Origin of the sequence: Edaphobacter sp. 12200R-103 (assembly GCF_010093025.1) — a bacterium.
In the GTDB taxonomy this organism is placed as follows: Bacteria; Acidobacteriota; Terriglobia; order Terriglobales; family Acidobacteriaceae; genus Edaphobacter.
On record NZ_CP048114.1, the window covers coordinates 3,494,327 to 3,509,783 of the forward strand.

General features: G+C 61.9%; 13 protein-coding genes. 9 read left to right on the top strand and 4 right to left on the bottom strand.

Annotated elements, in window-relative coordinates; translation table 11 throughout:
• Positions 1 to 368: 368 nt before the first annotated feature.
• A complete protein-coding gene (locus GWR55_RS14550; protein ID WP_238398437.1) occupies positions 369 to 4,676 on the top strand; it encodes a choice-of-anchor D domain-containing protein in 4,308 nt (1,435 codons plus the stop codon).
• A gap of 7 nt (positions 4,677 to 4,683) precedes the next feature.
• Here GWR55_RS14550 and GWR55_RS14555 read toward each other — a convergent pair whose 3' ends face one another.
• On the bottom strand, positions 4,684 to 5,940 hold the full coding sequence (locus GWR55_RS14555) for an NAD(P)/FAD-dependent oxidoreductase (RefSeq protein ID WP_162402904.1): 1,257 nt from the start codon (positions 5,938 to 5,940) through the stop codon (positions 4,684 to 4,686).
• Positions 5,941 to 5,946: 6 nt separating this feature from the next.
• Here GWR55_RS14555 and GWR55_RS14560 point away from each other — a divergent pair, with 6 nt between their 5' ends.
• The 5 genes from GWR55_RS14560 to GWR55_RS14580 all read left to right on the top strand — a co-directional run bounded on the left by GWR55_RS14560 (position 5,947) and on the right by GWR55_RS14580 (position 10,147).
• Positions 5,947 to 7,224 carry a class I SAM-dependent rRNA methyltransferase gene (locus GWR55_RS14560; RefSeq protein ID WP_162402905.1) on the top strand — a complete coding sequence of 426 codons (1,278 nt, stop codon included), beginning with the start codon at positions 5,947 to 5,949 and terminating at the stop codon, positions 7,222 to 7,224.
• A gap of 114 nt (positions 7,225 to 7,338) precedes the next feature.
• Positions 7,339 to 7,731, top strand: a complete 393-nt coding sequence (locus GWR55_RS14565; RefSeq protein ID WP_162402906.1) for a GntR family transcriptional regulator — start codon at positions 7,339 to 7,341, stop codon at positions 7,729 to 7,731.
• Positions 7,728 to 8,666: an ABC transporter ATP-binding protein gene (locus tag GWR55_RS14570; protein ID WP_162402907.1), complete on the top strand. Its 939-nt coding sequence runs from the start codon at positions 7,728 to 7,730 to the stop codon at positions 8,664 to 8,666. The genes GWR55_RS14565 and GWR55_RS14570 overlap by 4 nt, the downstream gene beginning before the upstream one ends.
• Positions 8,653 to 9,390 (top strand): ABC transporter permease, encoded by a 738-nt coding sequence (locus tag GWR55_RS14575; protein WP_162402908.1) that lies wholly within the window; start codon positions 8,653 to 8,655, stop codon positions 9,388 to 9,390. The genes GWR55_RS14570 and GWR55_RS14575 overlap by 14 nt, the downstream gene beginning before the upstream one ends.
• 43 nt (positions 9,391 to 9,433) lie before the next feature.
• Positions 9,434 to 10,147 (top strand): hypothetical protein, encoded by a 714-nt coding sequence (locus tag GWR55_RS14580; RefSeq protein WP_162402909.1) that lies wholly within the window; start codon positions 9,434 to 9,436, stop codon positions 10,145 to 10,147.
• 25 nt (positions 10,148 to 10,172) lie between these two features.
• Here GWR55_RS14580 and GWR55_RS14585 read toward each other — a convergent pair whose 3' ends face one another.
• Together GWR55_RS14585 and GWR55_RS14590 are read right to left on the bottom strand one after the other, a co-directional pair.
• A complete protein-coding gene (locus GWR55_RS14585) occupies positions 10,173 to 10,898 on the bottom strand; it encodes a hypothetical protein (protein ID WP_162402910.1) in 726 nt (241 codons plus the stop codon).
• A 258-nt stretch (positions 10,899 to 11,156) separates the two neighbouring features.
• Positions 11,157 to 12,164 (bottom strand): acetylserotonin O-methyltransferase, encoded by a 1,008-nt coding sequence (locus tag GWR55_RS14590; RefSeq protein WP_238398438.1) that lies wholly within the window; start codon positions 12,162 to 12,164, stop codon positions 11,157 to 11,159.
• Positions 12,165 to 12,294: 130 nt separating this feature from the next.
• On the opposite strand from GWR55_RS14590, the gene GWR55_RS14595 reads away from it, so the two are divergent.
• Positions 12,295 to 13,581 carry a histidine-type phosphatase gene (locus GWR55_RS14595; RefSeq protein ID WP_162402911.1) on the top strand — a complete coding sequence of 429 codons (1,287 nt, stop codon included), beginning with the start codon at positions 12,295 to 12,297 and terminating at the stop codon, positions 13,579 to 13,581.
• A gap of 148 nt (positions 13,582 to 13,729) precedes the next feature.
• Here the strand turns inward: GWR55_RS14595 and GWR55_RS14600 are convergent, their stop codons facing one another.
• Positions 13,730 to 14,416, bottom strand: a complete 687-nt coding sequence (locus GWR55_RS14600) for an RNA polymerase sigma factor (protein WP_162402912.1) — start codon at positions 14,414 to 14,416, stop codon at positions 13,730 to 13,732.
• A gap of 137 nt (positions 14,417 to 14,553) precedes the next feature.
• Between GWR55_RS14600 and GWR55_RS14605 the strand changes: the two genes are divergently transcribed.
• On the top strand, positions 14,554 to 15,000 hold the full coding sequence (locus GWR55_RS14605; RefSeq protein WP_162402913.1) for a hypothetical protein: 447 nt from the start codon (positions 14,554 to 14,556) through the stop codon (positions 14,998 to 15,000).
• A 33-nt stretch (positions 15,001 to 15,033) separates the two neighbouring features.
• Positions 15,034 to 15,375, top strand: coding sequence for a hypothetical protein (locus tag GWR55_RS14610; protein WP_162402914.1), 342 nt, complete (start codon positions 15,034 to 15,036; stop codon positions 15,373 to 15,375).
• Positions 15,376 to 15,457 lie beyond the last annotated feature (82 nt).

The window sequence follows — 15,457 nt, forward strand, 5'->3', positions numbered from 1 at the left end:
TGGGGTTTCCCAGGACATCTGGGAATGCCATTTTCCTTGTAAGAAAACGGCGCGAACATTCGCGATCCGCTCTACACTTTCGCGGGAAATGCTTGAGCGGCGCGGCGCACAGCCGTTGCCGCAGCGCAGATCGGGCACGATCGATCGGCATCATTAGAGCGTTCTCATCCCCTTCTGAAACCGCGTTGTCTTCGCATGTGCCGTTCTGCATTGACTCGCGATCACCGGGCTTGCAGCATCGAAGGCAGGCCTCTGTGCCGGCCAGATAGCAAGTCATGTGGCGCGCGAAATTCATCCAGCTCGAGGTGTGGCTCCCCTGCGGAAGATGCTTTGCAGGCGCCGCTGCGTGGCTCTCAATACTGTGCGTTTTGCTGTGCAGCACGCCTGGGTGGGCGCAGAGCTCACCTCTACCCGCATGGCAGCCGCTGGGGCCCGCGCAGGTAAACACGCAGGCATATGGCAAGGTGACGGGAAGGATCACGGCAATTGCGATCGACCCTGCCGACGCCACCGGAAACACGATGTATGTAGGAACCACAGGCGGCGGTGTCTGGAAGTCGAGCAACGCTGCCGGACCGGCTTCGGGGGTGAGTTTTCAGCCGCTCACCGATACGCTTCCTGTCTTCAATGGCAACGCGGGCAGTCCGGCGGTTCCTTCGCTCAGCATTGGTGCGCTCAGTGTGAAGGGTCCTCTGGTGCTTGCGGGAACCGGCGACCCGAACGACGCAACCGATTCCTTCTACGGGGGTGGGTTGCTGCGGTCGGCCGATGCGGGTGGAACCTGGACGCTGATAAACGGCTCGCAGGATTCTCCCAACGAAAACTACTCGTTTGCAGGGCGCAGCTTTGCAGGATTCGCATGGAGCACAGTCAGCGCCGACACGGTGGTGGCCGCAGTCTCCGAGGCCGCGGAAGGAAACCTCACCGGAGCGCCGAGCCCGGCGGACAGCGTGATGGGGCTGTACTACTCGACCGATGCCGGCCAGACCTGGCACATGAGCACCGTGATGGATGGCGGCCAGTATGTGCAGCGTCCGCAGGCTGCCGGGGTGATCACCAGCGGCGGCAACGCGGCGACTGCGGTCATCTGGAATCCGATCAGGAAGCGCTTCTATGCCGTGATTCGTTATCACGGCTACTACGAGTCGGCGGATGGCGTGACGTGGTCGCGTCTTGCGCAGCAGCCGGGGCCGGGGCTTAGTACGGCGGCGTGCCCGGCGAATCCGAACCAGACCGGAAGCCTTGCATGCCCGGTCTTTCGCGGGGTGCTTGCAGTTGAGCCTGTGAGCGGAGATATGTACGCCCTCACGGTAGGCTCGGGGAATCAGGACCAGGGGATCTGGCGCGATGTGTGCGCGAACACCGGCAGCGGCTGTGCCGGGGTGGTCTCGTTCGCGCAGCAATTGGCGGGCAGCTCGCTTGAGGCGAGCAGTGGAGACATTCCGCAGGGTGACTACGATCTTTCGCTTGCGGCAGTGCCCTCTGGAAGTGACACGCTGCTCTTTGCGGGAACGATCGATCTTTATCGCTGCGCGGTGAGTGCCTGCTCCTCCATGCGCAACACGACGAACGTCTTCAACGGCTGCGGCGCTTCGGCTCACGTAGCTCCGGCGCAGCATGCTCTTGCGGTGCGGGCTACGACCGGTCTGCCGATGGTGTATGTGGGCAACGATGGCGGACTATGGCGCTCGGCCGATGGCGTCAACCAGCAGGCCACGCCGTGTTCGCCGGACGATGCCGTGCACTTCGAGAACCTGAACGGCGGGCTGGGCTCGCTGGCCCAGGTGCAGGGCCTGGCGCAGCATCCGACCGACCCGTCGATACTGCTGGCCGGACTGGGAGCAAACGGGACCGCAGCCACAACCGCTGCAACGTCCACGGGTACCGCGCAGTGGAACCAGCTTGCGGCGGGCGAGGGTGGAAATGTCGCCATCGATGCGGCCAACCCCGATCTCTGGTATATCTCGACTGCCGCGGGCGTCAGCATTCGCCGCTGCGATCATGGCACAACATGCTCGACGAGCGACTTCATTGGGCCGCCGACCATTGGCCCCGCACAGACGGCGAACGATCCCAGTCTGACCCAGACGCCGTGGCTGCTTGATCCTGCGTTGAGCTCAAATCTGATCGCCGGAACCTGCCGGACGTGGCGCGGACCAGCGGCGGATGGAGCGCTGTGGTCCGGTGACAACGCCATCAGCCGTCCGCTGGCCGGTCCGCAGAGCGGGATATGCACGTTGTCGAACGCGATGATCCGGTCGCTGGCAGCGGGAGGGCCTGTATTCAACGCGCCGGCCTCACAGAGCTCCGGCTCGCAGGTTCTTTACGCTGGAATGGCCGGAGCCGCGGACGGTGGCGCATCAGCCGGGGGACATCTGTTTGTGACACAGGCCGCGCAGACCGGAACCAGCGTCAGTGCATGGAGCGATGTCACAGGTTCGCCGGTCACGAATGCGACGGCGTTCAATCCGGGCGGTTACGACATCTCGTCGATTGCGGTCGATCCGCACGATCCAACCGGAGCGACCGTGTACGCCACGATTCGCGGCTTCCATGTGCCGCATGTATATCGCTCGACCGATGCGGGAGCGCACTGGACCAATATCTCGCGCAACCTGCCGGACCTTCCGGCCAATAGCGTCGCGGTCGATCCGAACGACGCCAACACGATCTATGTAGCATTGGACAGCGGGGTCTACGCGACCAGCCAGGTGACGACCTGCCCCACGGCCAATTGCTGGAACGTCTACGGATCGGGCCTGCCGAATGCCCCGGCGATGCTGCTCGATGTAGCTCCGGCGATGAGCACGGGTGACGGTCGCAGCGGCGAACTTCGTGTGGCGACCTATGGACGCGGCGTATGGCAGATTCCGCTGCTCACTGCGGCATCTCCGGCGCAGCCCGCTATCACGCCTTCTCCCACTGCGTTAAGCTATGCCGATCAGGCGGTCGGCACGGCGAGCGCTCCCATCAGCATTACCATCACGAACAGCGGCAATGCTCCCCTGACCGTCAGCCGCATCGACATCAGTCTTTCGGCGCTTGCACTTGGACCGCAGGCGGAGTTCTTCGAGACGAACACCTGTACAGATTCTCCGCTTCCGGCAGGGCAAAGCTGCACGATCTCGGCGAGCTTCGCGCCTGCAGCTACTGGAGATCGCTCGGCCACGATGACCATCTTTGCGAATATCGCGGGCGGACAGGTGACGATTCCGCTCTCCGGCAAGGGAACGCCGGGGAGTCCAGTCGTGCTGACGCCTTTGTTTGTGGACTACGGCACGGTCGATGTGAACGCCGGCAGCGCTGTCCAGAACGTCACGATCTCAAACACCGCAACCTTCGACATTGCGCTTGGAACGCCTGCGGTCAGCGGGGATTACCGCATCTCCGCGAATACCTGTACGGGCCTGCTGAAGCCTGCGAGCGGATGCACGGTTGGGATTGTGTTTACGCCGACAGCATCCGGGGTGCGTTCCGGCAGTTTGAACGTGACGGCCAACGGGTCGAACCTTACGGCATCGCTGACAGGGCGTGGTGTGCTGCCTGCGACCGATGGCCTGGCTCCGGCGCAGCTTACCTTTGCGGCGCAGCCGCTAGGCACATCGAGCGCACTCCAGAACGTCGTTCTGACGAACACCGGCGACAAGGCCCTGACCCTGATCGCAGCCGCGACGACCGGCGACTTCATCGCGGTCAACTCCTGCGGGAACTCGCTGGCGGGCCACTCCACCTGCAGGATCGGGGTGATCTTCCAGCCGACAGCGCTGGGGCAAGCGGCGGGAACACTGACCCTCTCGGACCAGTACCGCACGCAGAAGGTTGTACTGAGCGGGACGGGAATCGCCCCGCCGGGCGTCTCGCTGTCTCCCTTATTCGGCATGAGCTTTCCGGCAACCGGCGTCGGGCTGAACTCTGTTCCGCAGACTGTTACGTTAACGAATAATGGCGGGACTCCGCTGTCTATCTCAACCATTGCGGTCAGCGGCGATTTTGCCATTGCGCCAGGAGGCAACGCCTGCACCGACACTGTTCCTATCGGCTCTGCCTGCACCCTGCAGATCGCCTTCAGGCCGACGGCCGGAGGCGTCAGGAAGGGTGCGCTGACCATCAGCGACAGCGCCCCAGGTTCGCCGCAGACGCTTCCGCTCACCGGTTCCGGGGTGGCGTTCTCGCTGGCGTTCAACGGCCCTTCAACGGTGACTACCTCGAGCGGACAGAACGCCGTGTTTCCGCTGCTGCTGACGACTGGGCCCGTCGTCAGCGGAGCAATGATCGCGCTGACCTGCACAGGAGCGCCGGTCAATTCCACCTGCAACATCACGCCTTCCACAATTCCAGTGGATGGAAATGCGGCGACGGTTGCAGTGACGGTACTGACGGGAGTTCCGAACCTGGTGCAATCGCACAGGCCAAGGCAGTATGTGTGGTTTGCGCTGGCGCTTCCGGTGGGACTGCTGGGACTGCGACGGAGACATCTGGCCGCTGCTGCGCTGCTGTGCGTTCTGCTGGTTGCGGGCGGCTGCGGAGCAGGACGGCTGATTCCCGCATCCGGTGGTCCAGGCTCCGGCAGCGGAAGCACCAACACGGTGACTCCCAACGGAACCTACACGATCGTGGTGACGGGAACGAGTGCCGGGCTGACGCGCAGCGTCGACCTGACGCTGGTGGTGCAGTAGAGCGATGCTAAGCGGCACGTCCGGCGCTCGCACCGGAGGCCCATGCCCACTGGAAGTTATATCCCCCCAGCCAGCCGGTGACGTCGACGACCTCGCCGATGAAGTAAAGCCCTGGAACTTTGCGGCTCTCCATGGTCTTCGCGTCCAGCTCTGCTGTGTCGACGCCGCCAGCGGTGACCTCGGCCTTGGTGTAGCCTTCCGTGCCTGCCGGAACCAGCCGCCATGCGTGCAGGTCGCGCTCGAATCTCTCCAATGCAGCGTTCGACCATCCTGCTGGAGGAAAGACGGTGAGCCAGCGTTCAGCGAGCCGCGCAGGAAATATGCCGCGGAGCGCTGCTAACGCTGTCGCGCGATCGCGGCGCGATGTGCTGGAAAACAGGGGTGCCAGTACGTTGACTTCGGGCGCAAGGTCAAGCTCGATAGCCTGCCCCGGCTGCCAGTACGAAGATGCCTGTAGGATCGCCGGGCCGCTCAGGCCGCGGTGCGTAATCAGCATCTTCTCGCGGAACCAGACTGGGCGCTTGCCGCCATTCGCCGCTGCAACCACCTCGGTCGAGAGGCCGGAGAGGTCGCACCAGCGCTCATGGTCCTGCGGATTGAGGACCAGCGGAACCAGCGCGGGGCGGCAGGGCACGATGCCGAGTCCGAACTGCTCGGCAATCAGATAACCGAATCCGGTCGCTCCCATCTTCGGGATGGAAAGGCCGCCGGTTGCGACGACCACAGAGGCGGCGTGGAAGCTGCCCACCGAGGTCTCGATGATAAAGCGGTGGTTGTTGTTGGCGTCTTCCGCTCTCTGGACGCGCTCGATCTTTACGCTGGTGATGATGCGCACGCCCGTGTCGCGGCACTCGCGCTCCAACATGTTGACCATGTCGTGCGCGGAGCGGTCGCAGAAGAGCTGGCCCAGCGTCTTCTCGTGATACGGAATCCTGTGCTTTTCGACCAGTGCGATGATGTCGCTCGGGGTGAAGCGGGCCAGCGCGGATTTGGCGAAGTGAGGATTGCCCGAGAGGAAGCTCTCGGCGCGGCAGTGGAGGTTGGTGAAGTTGCAGCGGCCGCCGCCAGAGATAAGGATCTTTTTGCCGATACGCTCGGCATGGTCGAGGACGAGGACGCTGCGGCGGCGGCGTCCTGCTTCGATGGCGCACATCAGCCCGGCGGCGCCTGCTCCCAGTACCACTACATCCACGTTCTGCACAGAGTCCTCAGCTTCGATGCTATCAACCGCGTGCGCTGCATGGGCTCGACGGTGTGCGACCATGAAGAGATGGCGAAAGAGAGACGAGAGCGGGCACCGCAGTTGCAGACAGGACAGCCTCACGGCCCCGCAGTTGTGATTGCGCGCAGGGCGGCCGACCGGCTGCGTTCCGGGCATCTGTGGGTGTATCGGTCCGATGCGGAGGCGTTGATTCCACGCGAGAACGAGGAGGAGATCGCGGCGGGTGCCCTGGTGACTGTGGTCGACAGCAGGGGAATTCCGCTCGGAACAGGTCTCTACAGCACATCCTCGCAGATTGCGGTTCGCATGGTGAGTGCCGAGGCGAAGCTTACCCGGCCGGCTTATCTTGAACAGACGCGAAGCCGCATCGCTGCCGCGCTGGCACTGCGCGAGGAGCTTTCCCCGTTCTCAAAGGACAATGACTCCTGCCGGCTCATTTTCGCGGAGGCGGACGCTCTGCCGGGCATCGTCGCCGACCGATATAACGATCTCGTCATCCTGCAGCTTCTGGCGCAGGGGACAGCACAGCCTGACGTCCGTGAGGCGCTAACGGAAGCACTGCGCGAGCACCTTGGCGACGCCATCGCAACCATCGTCGAGCGGCCCGATCCCCGTATCCGCGAGCTGGAGGAGCTGGATGCCCCGGCAACTTCTCCGCTGTGGTCGACTGCTGATGCCAAGCTGACGACGGTCTTTACGATCAACGGTGTGCGCTTCCACTATGACGCAAGCGCCGGGCAAAAGACGGGGGCATTTCTGGATCAGCGCCTGAACTACGCGGCAGCCGCGAGACATGCGCGAGGCGTTGCTCTGGATATCTGCACCTATCAGGGCGGTTTCGCCCTGCATCTGGCGCAGAGCTGCGAGCGCGTGACGGGAGTCGATGTGAGCCTTGCGGCCCTTCAGGTTGCAGACCGCAACCTTCTGCTGAATCCTTCGCTCCGGGCCGAGGTGGACTGGATTGAAGCGGACGCCTTCGAGCTGCTGCGCGAGTACGAAGCGACCGGTCAGCACTACGACACCATCGTGCTGGACCCACCAGCTTTTGCGAAGTCCAAACGCGCCGTAGAAGGCGCACTGCGCGGCTACAAGGAGATGAACCTGCGGGCCATGAAGATGCTGCGTCCGGGCGGAACGCTGGTGACCTGTTCGTGCTCACACCACGTGGGCCGGGAGGAGTTCACTGTGGTGATCGCGGCAGCCGCTGCCGACGCGCGGCGCCGAGTGCAGGTGCTCGAGGTGCGGGGCGCGGCGCTCGATCATCCGGAGATTCTGACGCTACCCGAGACTGCTTATCTGAAGTGCCTGATCTGCCGGGTGGACTGAGTTCGCCCTCTCGAGGGCTCACCACGATGAGACGGTCACGAGGAGAGATGGTGGGCGTGAGACGCATTTTCTGCTATTGACCATCTGTACCAGAACTGTGGTACAGTCCACGACATGATCTTTCGAGTGAACCCCGCCTCCGGCCATCCTCTGTACCTGCAGTTGATGGAGCAGGTCCGTCACGCAGTCGAAACCGGCGTGCTGCAGGACGGCGACGTGATGCCGAGCATTCGCACGCTTGCTGAGGAATTGGTCATCAGTCACAACACTGTGGCGAAGGCGTACCTGGAGTTGCAGCATGAGGGCCTGCTGGAACTTCGTCACGGTTCCGGGGCGTACATTTCGGCTCCGCGAAGCGCGAAGGCACGGTCGATCAAGCTGTTGGAGGCACAGGAGCGTGTGCGCGGCGTGGTCGCCGAGCTGCTTGAGGACGGCTTTGCTGCCGAAGAGATTCGGCGGCTTTTCGAGGCGCAGCTTATCCATAAAACAACTGCGAGGCGGTCATGATTCCAGAGCGTGTGATTCAGACCAGCGAGCTGACGAAGAAGTACGGAAGTTTTTGTGCGGTAAACCAGTTGAACCTCAGCGTTCGTGCTGAACGGATCACGGGCTTTCTGGGACGCAACGGGGCGGGCAAGAGCTCTACGATCAAGATGCTGCTGGGCATGGTGCATCCGACGTCAGGCAGCGGAACGGTGCTGGGCTACAGGATCGATGATCGTCGCCAAAGCATCGAGATTCGCCGCCGCATCGCATACGTTGGCGAAGATAAGGGTCTATACGGCTACATGACGGTCGCCGAGCTTATCCGCTTTACCCGATCGTTCTACAGCGACTGGCAGGCCGACATTGAACGCAGACTGCTTGCGCAGTATCGGCTGCCGCCTGGCCGCAAGGTGAAGGCCCTGTCGAAGGGAATGCGCACGAAGCTTGCGTTGCTGCTGGCGCTTGCCAGGCGGCCTGCGCTGCTCATCCTCGATGAGCCTACTGAAGGCCTCGATCCGGTTTCAATTGAAGAGTTGCTGCAGACGCTGGCGACCGCACCTGCGAACGGCACGAGCGTCTTCTTCTCCTCGCACCAGTTGTCGGAAGTGGAACGCATCGCGGACGACATTCTGATGGTCGACCGCGGAAGCGTCGTGTTGGACATGTCGCTCGAGCAGATTCGTGAGAACTACCGTCGCATCTCCTTCGGCTTCTCGACGGCGGTCCCGCAGATCGAGCCGCTTCTTGGCGTAGAGAAGATGCGTTGCGAAGGCCGGCAGGTCACCATCGTTGCCAGCAGCAATGCAGAGGCAATCGCGCAGATGGGGCGCGAGCGCGGCGCCGTGGAGGTGAGCGTGCTGCCGCTGACCTTGCGCGAAATCTTCCTCGAGACAGTGCAGGAGCGAAACCGCGATGACCAGCAGCGGCACAGGGAGCGCGAAGATGCTCTGGTATAAATCGCTGCGTGAGATCCGCAACGTGACGCTTGTAGGGATGGCGGGTATGGCTGCAGCCTGCGTGCTGATCGTATGGAATGAGAAGACCATGCGTTGGCATGCCGATCCGCAGTTGAGCTACGTCGCCTACATCTGGAAGTCTGTGTACAACAGCATTGGCCGCGACCTCTTCGTGATCCTCGCGATCATTCTGGGGGCGGGCGGCCTGCTGCAGGAGAAGGCGCAGGGAACGTCGGGCTTTACGCTCAGCCTTCCAGTTAGCCGGGGCAGGATCGTTCTGACACGCGCCTTGATCGGCTACCTGGGTGTGCTTGCCATCGCCGCGGTGCCTGTGCTGGTTGTGCCGCTCGCCTCGCACTACGTGGGCGAGTTGTATCCGGTTGGGCAGAGCGCAGGTTTCTTCTTTCTGTGGGCAGGGTGCGGAGCTGTCTTTTACGGGCTGACGTTTCTGCTGGCGCACCGTATCGAGAGCGAGTACGTCTCGGTGTTGGTTGCGATTCCATCTCTCATGCTTTACGGTGCGATGCTGAATCTGCGGTGGCTCGAACGGCTGCGAATGTTAGATCTCTTTTCCCTGATGAATGGCGAAGACATGCCATTCTTCAATGAGGGCAGCCATCTTCTGGTGGGGCCGTTGCCGTGGATGGCACTAGGCATCATGCTGGCGATCGGTGCGGCTTTCGCTATTGCAGCGGCGCGGCGTATGCAGCCGCTGGATTTCTAGGAGGCGACCAATGCTCTTGTACAAGGCATGGCGAGAGAGTTCGATGCGATTTCTGATCAGTGCCGGTGTGATCACCTCTCTCTGCCTGATGTATGCGCTGTTGCACAAACAGTTCTATCCCGGCATAGCGCACGAGCATCCCGGGGTCCGCCACTATGTTCAGTACATCCACTGGACGGTCTTTGGCGGTGGCGTACGCGGCATGATGCAGCTGAGCTGCCTGCTGCTGGGGCTGGGTGGGCTGCAGCGCGACCGCAGGCAGAATACTCTCGGCTTCACGTTAGCTCTCCCCGTCAGCCGCTTTCGCCTTGTCGCCTCGCGAGCTGTGCTTGGGTTGCTGCAGGTGCTCGCGCTGGCGGCGATCCCAACCGTTCTTCTTCCGGCGGCTTCACATCTTGTAGGTCAGCAACTGCCCTTCGATTACGCAGTGCACTTCATCCCGCTGTGGTTTGCGGGCGGCTGCTTCACGTTCGCGATCTCGTTTCTGGCGTCGGTTCTGTTTACCAGCGAGTATGTCTCGCTCGCGGTTGCGTACGTAACGTACATCTTTTACCTGGCTGCGGTACGGCATCCTCTTTTGCGGCGCGTGCCGCTCCACGTGGCCGACTTTATGAGCGGCATGTTTCCCCACTATCTCGATCGCGGCACGATGCTCTGGAGTGGCTCCTACGCTCTGCTGCCGATTGCAGGTTTTCTTACCGCAGCAGCGGCGCTGGTTCTTCTGAGCAGCCTGGTTGTTCGCAGGCAGGACCTTTAGACCTGCACAGTTGAATCGGGTGATTTCATTGCGAGGCCGGCGCAGACGTGGTTGTGTTCGGACGTGGTGGGGAGGGTACGGCGCGCAGGCTGAAGCTCGCGATGGCGGGAGGATTCAAGTCCGGGCGCATCTGCAGGGTTCCGAGAACCTCGGTGGCCTCCGGGGTCTGATCACGGAGCCGGAAGACGAGCACGCCGGGCTGAACCTCTTTGGCTGACAGCAAATTGAAGCCGCCGGTCTGGCGGCGAAGCTCGATCTGTGCTGCCGTCGCCGAGGCAAGTGCGATATTAGGAAGGATGTTGGCGAGCGCGGGGTAGCTTGCCTGATTGAAGGCAGCAAGCCACGCATAGAGTAGGCGGCCTGCGGGAGAGTCGGGGATCAGGCCCACCTGGTCGCCAAAGCGTGGAAGGTGAACGATGACGAAGGGGTGAACGGGGCTGACGTGATCCCCCTTCTTTGCGGGTACGGGAGCATCGGCGGGATCGCCCAGAACGATGGTGTCGACCTGATTGGGGTCGTCCTTGTCGTCGTCCGGGGTGGCCCCTGCTGCGGCGCTGGAGGAACGGCCAGAGCTGTCGGAGGTGAGAGGCATACGGCCGGTGTGCTCCAGCGCATAGAGGACAAGCGCCATTGCAGCAGCAGCGAGGACGATGGCGAGGAGAATGGCTCCCGGCCGGAGCGGTTGGCGGCCAGTCAGGTAGAAGCGGGGAGCCGTGGGAGGGGGGACTCCGGTGGGGAGGGGCTGTTGCATAGGGTGATCCTCCAGCTGCTCCCCCTGCGACCTGAACGGGAAAGGTCGCCTGAGTTTGCCTCCACCGATAGTTTAGACGGGCTGCCAAAGCGTGACGTCAACCCTATCGGTGGGGCGAACCAGCTGAATGCCTTCCTTTAGAGACACCTCGATCGGCCATCGCAGCCGGAGACCCGTCCCGCCTGGGCTGAACGAAGTCAAACAGCCTGCCTTAAGCTGCCTGGACGGGATCTCCGATTTCGTCGCCACCAACCCCCTCTACGGTTTGGTAGCCAGCACCAGCGGAGAAGGTCCTGGTGCTTCCAGCAGCCGCATCTCCACGAACCCCGCCTCCTTCAGCCACCCGCTGATCTCCTCAAACGAGAAGGTATCGCCCTCGTCCGTATTGACCAGCATGTTAGCCGCAAACATCAGCGAGCCCACCGGTCCCGTCCTCTCCTTGTCCACCAGGAACTCTGCGATCGCAATAACGCCTCCGCTGGCCAGCGCATCGAAGGTCTTGCGCAGCAGCGCACGGCTCTTCGTCTCGCCCTCGCTGTGCAGGATGTGCCCCAGCGTAGCGACGTCATAACCCTTCCCGAAATCCGCCGAGTTCAGATCCCCCGCGATGAACGTAAACCGGTCTGCCAGCCCGAAACGCTTCACGCAACCGCGCGTCGCGGGCAGCACGCCCTCCCAGTCCACGTCGGTCACCGTGACATTCTTCGCGCTCTGAGCCAGTGCAATCCCCCACACGCCTGACCCCGCCGCAAGGTCCAGAACCCGCACCGGCCTCTCCCGCTTCTCCAACTCCAGATGTTTCGCCAGCACCGTCGCCGACGGATAGCTCATTGGAAAGATGTCCATTACAAAGTTCTGAAAGAACGCACTGCCATCACCCTCCTGATTGACGGCAGAGCCGGGCTTGCCCGTCCCGACGATCTCGTTCAGCTTCAGCCAGCGAGGAATGAGATGCCCGCTCGTATGCTTCAGCAGGCCACCTTGAAAGCTTGGCTTCGTGCTCACCAGAAAGGTCTCGCTCTCGGGAGTCAGCCTGTACTGTTCTCCGTCCCTGTCCAGAAACTTCAGTCCCACCAGCACATTCATAATGGCCCGCAGCCCGCGCTCCGACGCGCCCGTAGCCGCAGCCGTCTCCTGCAGGGTCTTCGGGCCCTCATCCAGAACGTCGAAGACGCGATGATGGATCGCCGACTCCAGCACCATCGTCGGCACATAACCCCAGGCAAACTGCATAATTCGTTCCGGCGTAACCGCAACTTCAGACATAGTCGTTCCTCTTTCAGCGCAGATTTTTCGTTTGGAAGGCCGAGGCGGAAATTCTACCGCAGCCGCTTTAATCCTTGCGCAGCTTCCGCGGCGTACACTGACACCGCACTCCCGAACAGAGGACTCCACGATGCCCTTCCGCTCCAGCCTCCTCGTACTCCTTCTGCTCGCCACACTGCGTCTCCCCGCGCAACAGTCATCTTCCCCAGACGATCAGATTCGCGCCGTAGTCATCATCGCCCGCCACGGGGTCCGCACACCCATCGAGAGCGAGACCCGCTCCAGCGTCTTCAACGCCCAGCCCTGGCCCGCCTGGCCGACTGAACCCGGCCTCCTCACACCCCATGGCATTGACGCCCTCAAGCGCATGGGCGAGTTCTACCGCCAGCGCTACGCCCCTCTGCTTCAGGGCTGCGGCAGCGTCAAGGTCGAATCCACCAATGTCCCCCGCACCATCGCCTCGGCCAACGCCGTCATGTCGGTGATCGCGCCTTCCTGCAACCTGCAGATCACCCCCGACCTCACAGCCGATCCGCCTAACATCGACAAGGCCAAGCTCGCCGACGCCATCGCCGGCCGCATGGCCGCCGAGCCCCAGTGGTTCACCCATGCCTTTGCGCGTCCGCTCGCCGAGATGCACGATGTGCTGACCGCCTGCACGGGCTGCAAATCCGTCCCCGACTTCCGCACCATGATGCTCGCCACAGGGACGCAGTCCAACAGCATGATGCAGGCCGGAGCCACCAGCTCCAGCCACGCCGTTACTCAGCGCGACCCCGCCAAAGAAAACGCCGTCGCCGTCGGCGCCGACTTCGCCGAAAACTTCCTCCTCCAGTACACCGAGGGCCTGCCGACGAATCAGGTCGGCTGGGGCCGCGTCCCCCGTGCAAAGCTCGATGATCTGATGGAGATGAACACCCGTTACCACGACTTTATTCTGCGCACGCCCTACTACGCGCAGGAGGCCGCCGGGCCGATGGCACAGAAGATCAGCCAATGGATGTCTACAGTCGCAGCCGGCCCGAATATTCCGATCAGAACGGGGAGACCTGACGCTCCCGCGGGCGGCGGAGAGAGTCTGCTGTATCTCTCCGCGCACGACGCCAATCTGACCTGGCTGGGCGGCCTGCTCCGCATCGACTGGATCGTCAGCGACGAGACCATCAACGCCACACCTCCGGGCTCGGCGCTTGTCTTTGAGCTCGTGCACAACACCCATACCAATGCCGACACTATCCGGGCCTTCTTCATCGCCCAGACGCTCGACCAGATCCGGAACCTCACCTCGCTCACCGGCGCAGAGAAGCCCTCGATCGCCCCCATCTTTATCCCCGGTTGCAGCGGCTCCGCCCCGGAGTACGCCTGTTCCGTGTCCAGATTCGCGCAGATGGTCGACGAGGCTACACGCCCGCGTTAGATCGAATCAAACCCGCACAGCCACAAAACGGGTGCCCTGCCTTCGCGAAGCTAAAGGTGGGTTTGCAGGATACCAACGAGGCGGTCGTACAATTCATCGCCCATCGTGTGTAATTTTTGCCGTCGCCGTCCGTCAGCCAGAAGCCGTCTCAGTGTTCCATCGCGTGCAGTTTCATGAAGACTCCCCGGACTACCTGGTCGCAGCGGGAGCCCATAAAGGGAAAGGCCGCCTTCCCCTGCGACCCCACCCGTGCATACAGGCGGTCGCGCATCATCGCGTGTCCGCGATGCAGGCGAATTTTGACGTTCTCTTCTGTAAGCTCCAGTGCAGCCGCGGTCTCCGCCGTGCTCAGTTCCTCGATATCCCGCAGCATGATGACACTGCGGTACTGGCCTGGGAGTTCCAGTACCGCCTCCTCCAGAAGCTGGCCAAGCTCCAGCATCGAGGCTCTCTGTTCCGGGTCGAGCGATGGCTCCATCACATTCATCGATTCTTCCTCATCTGCGTCGAACTCCGTGACCTGCTGATTGCGCTGACGTAACTTCAACCGATGCAGGGATTCGTTAATGGCGATGCGCGTCAGCCACGTCGAAAAAGCCGAGCGCCCGGCAAACTGATCCAGGTGTTGATAGGCCCGCACATACGCGTCCTGAATCACATCTTCGGCCTCTGTAGGGTCGCGCAGAATCGAGAGAGCCGCGCGGTAAAGCCGCTGGTTGTAGCGGCGCATGATGATCTCATAGAGGGCTGTATTGCCGGCCTTCACCTGGTCGATCACCTGCAGGTCGGTCCAGCCCTCTGAAGTCGCCTTTTCGAAACTTACCGTCGTCTCCATAATCCTTGTCCACAAAGAGTAATGATCGGGCAAAAGGTTACATCTGTCCTTTCGGATTCGTCTCTCATTACAGAACGGCCCGCGAGCCATGTATCCAATTCGGCGTTCGCCGCTCTCTTGTGCAGAGGGCACAAGCAATGACCCAACCCAAAAGCAGTCCGCGCAATCCTCTCGATCTTGCCTGGTGGACCCTGAAGATCGGGCTTGGTGTCGGACCCATCATCACCGGCATCGACAAATACTTCGATAAGCTCACCGACTGGAGCATGTATCTCAGTCCGCTCGCAACCAGAATCCTGCCCCTCAGCGCAAGCGTCTTCATGAGAACCGTAGGCGTCGTCGAGATTCTCGCGGGCATCGTCGTGCTCAGCCGCTGGACGCGCCTGGGAAGCTACATCGTTATGGCCTGGCTGCTCGCCATCGCCGTCAACTTGTTGACAACAGGTATGTTCTACGACCTCGCCATGCGTGACGTCGAGATCGCTCTCGGAGCCTTTGCACTCGCACAGCTTTCGGCCGTGCGCGAACAAAGTGGATTGCATCCGAATACAGAGACGCCATCGCCGATGCTCACGTCCCGGTAAAGACTTTTCACCTAAACCCGAATGGAGGATGTTATGAAAAAATTGACCTCACTGCTGGCAGTCGCCGCTCTTGCGGCAGCTCCGGCGTTTGCTGCCGCCGAAAGCTACAAGGACGTGCCGGTCGTAGACGTGAACTGTTCCAAGAAGGTCGCTGCCGATCCCGATTCCCACACCCGCGAATGCGCCCTGAAGTGTGCCTCCAGCGGCTACGGCATCGTAACCAGCGACCAGCATTTCGTGAAGTTCGATGCCGCAGGAAACAAGAAGATCACCCAGGAGCTCAAATCTTCCAGCAAGAAGGACCACCTCCGGGTGGATGTTGACGGAACCTTGAAGGGCGATACCCTGCAGGTTTCCTCCGTCAAGCTTCTTTAAAAAGCGGCAAAAGCAAAAAACCGCATAGCACAGTCTCTCTCAAAGGGTTGTGCCTATGCGGTTCTTCTGTTTCATCCAAAAC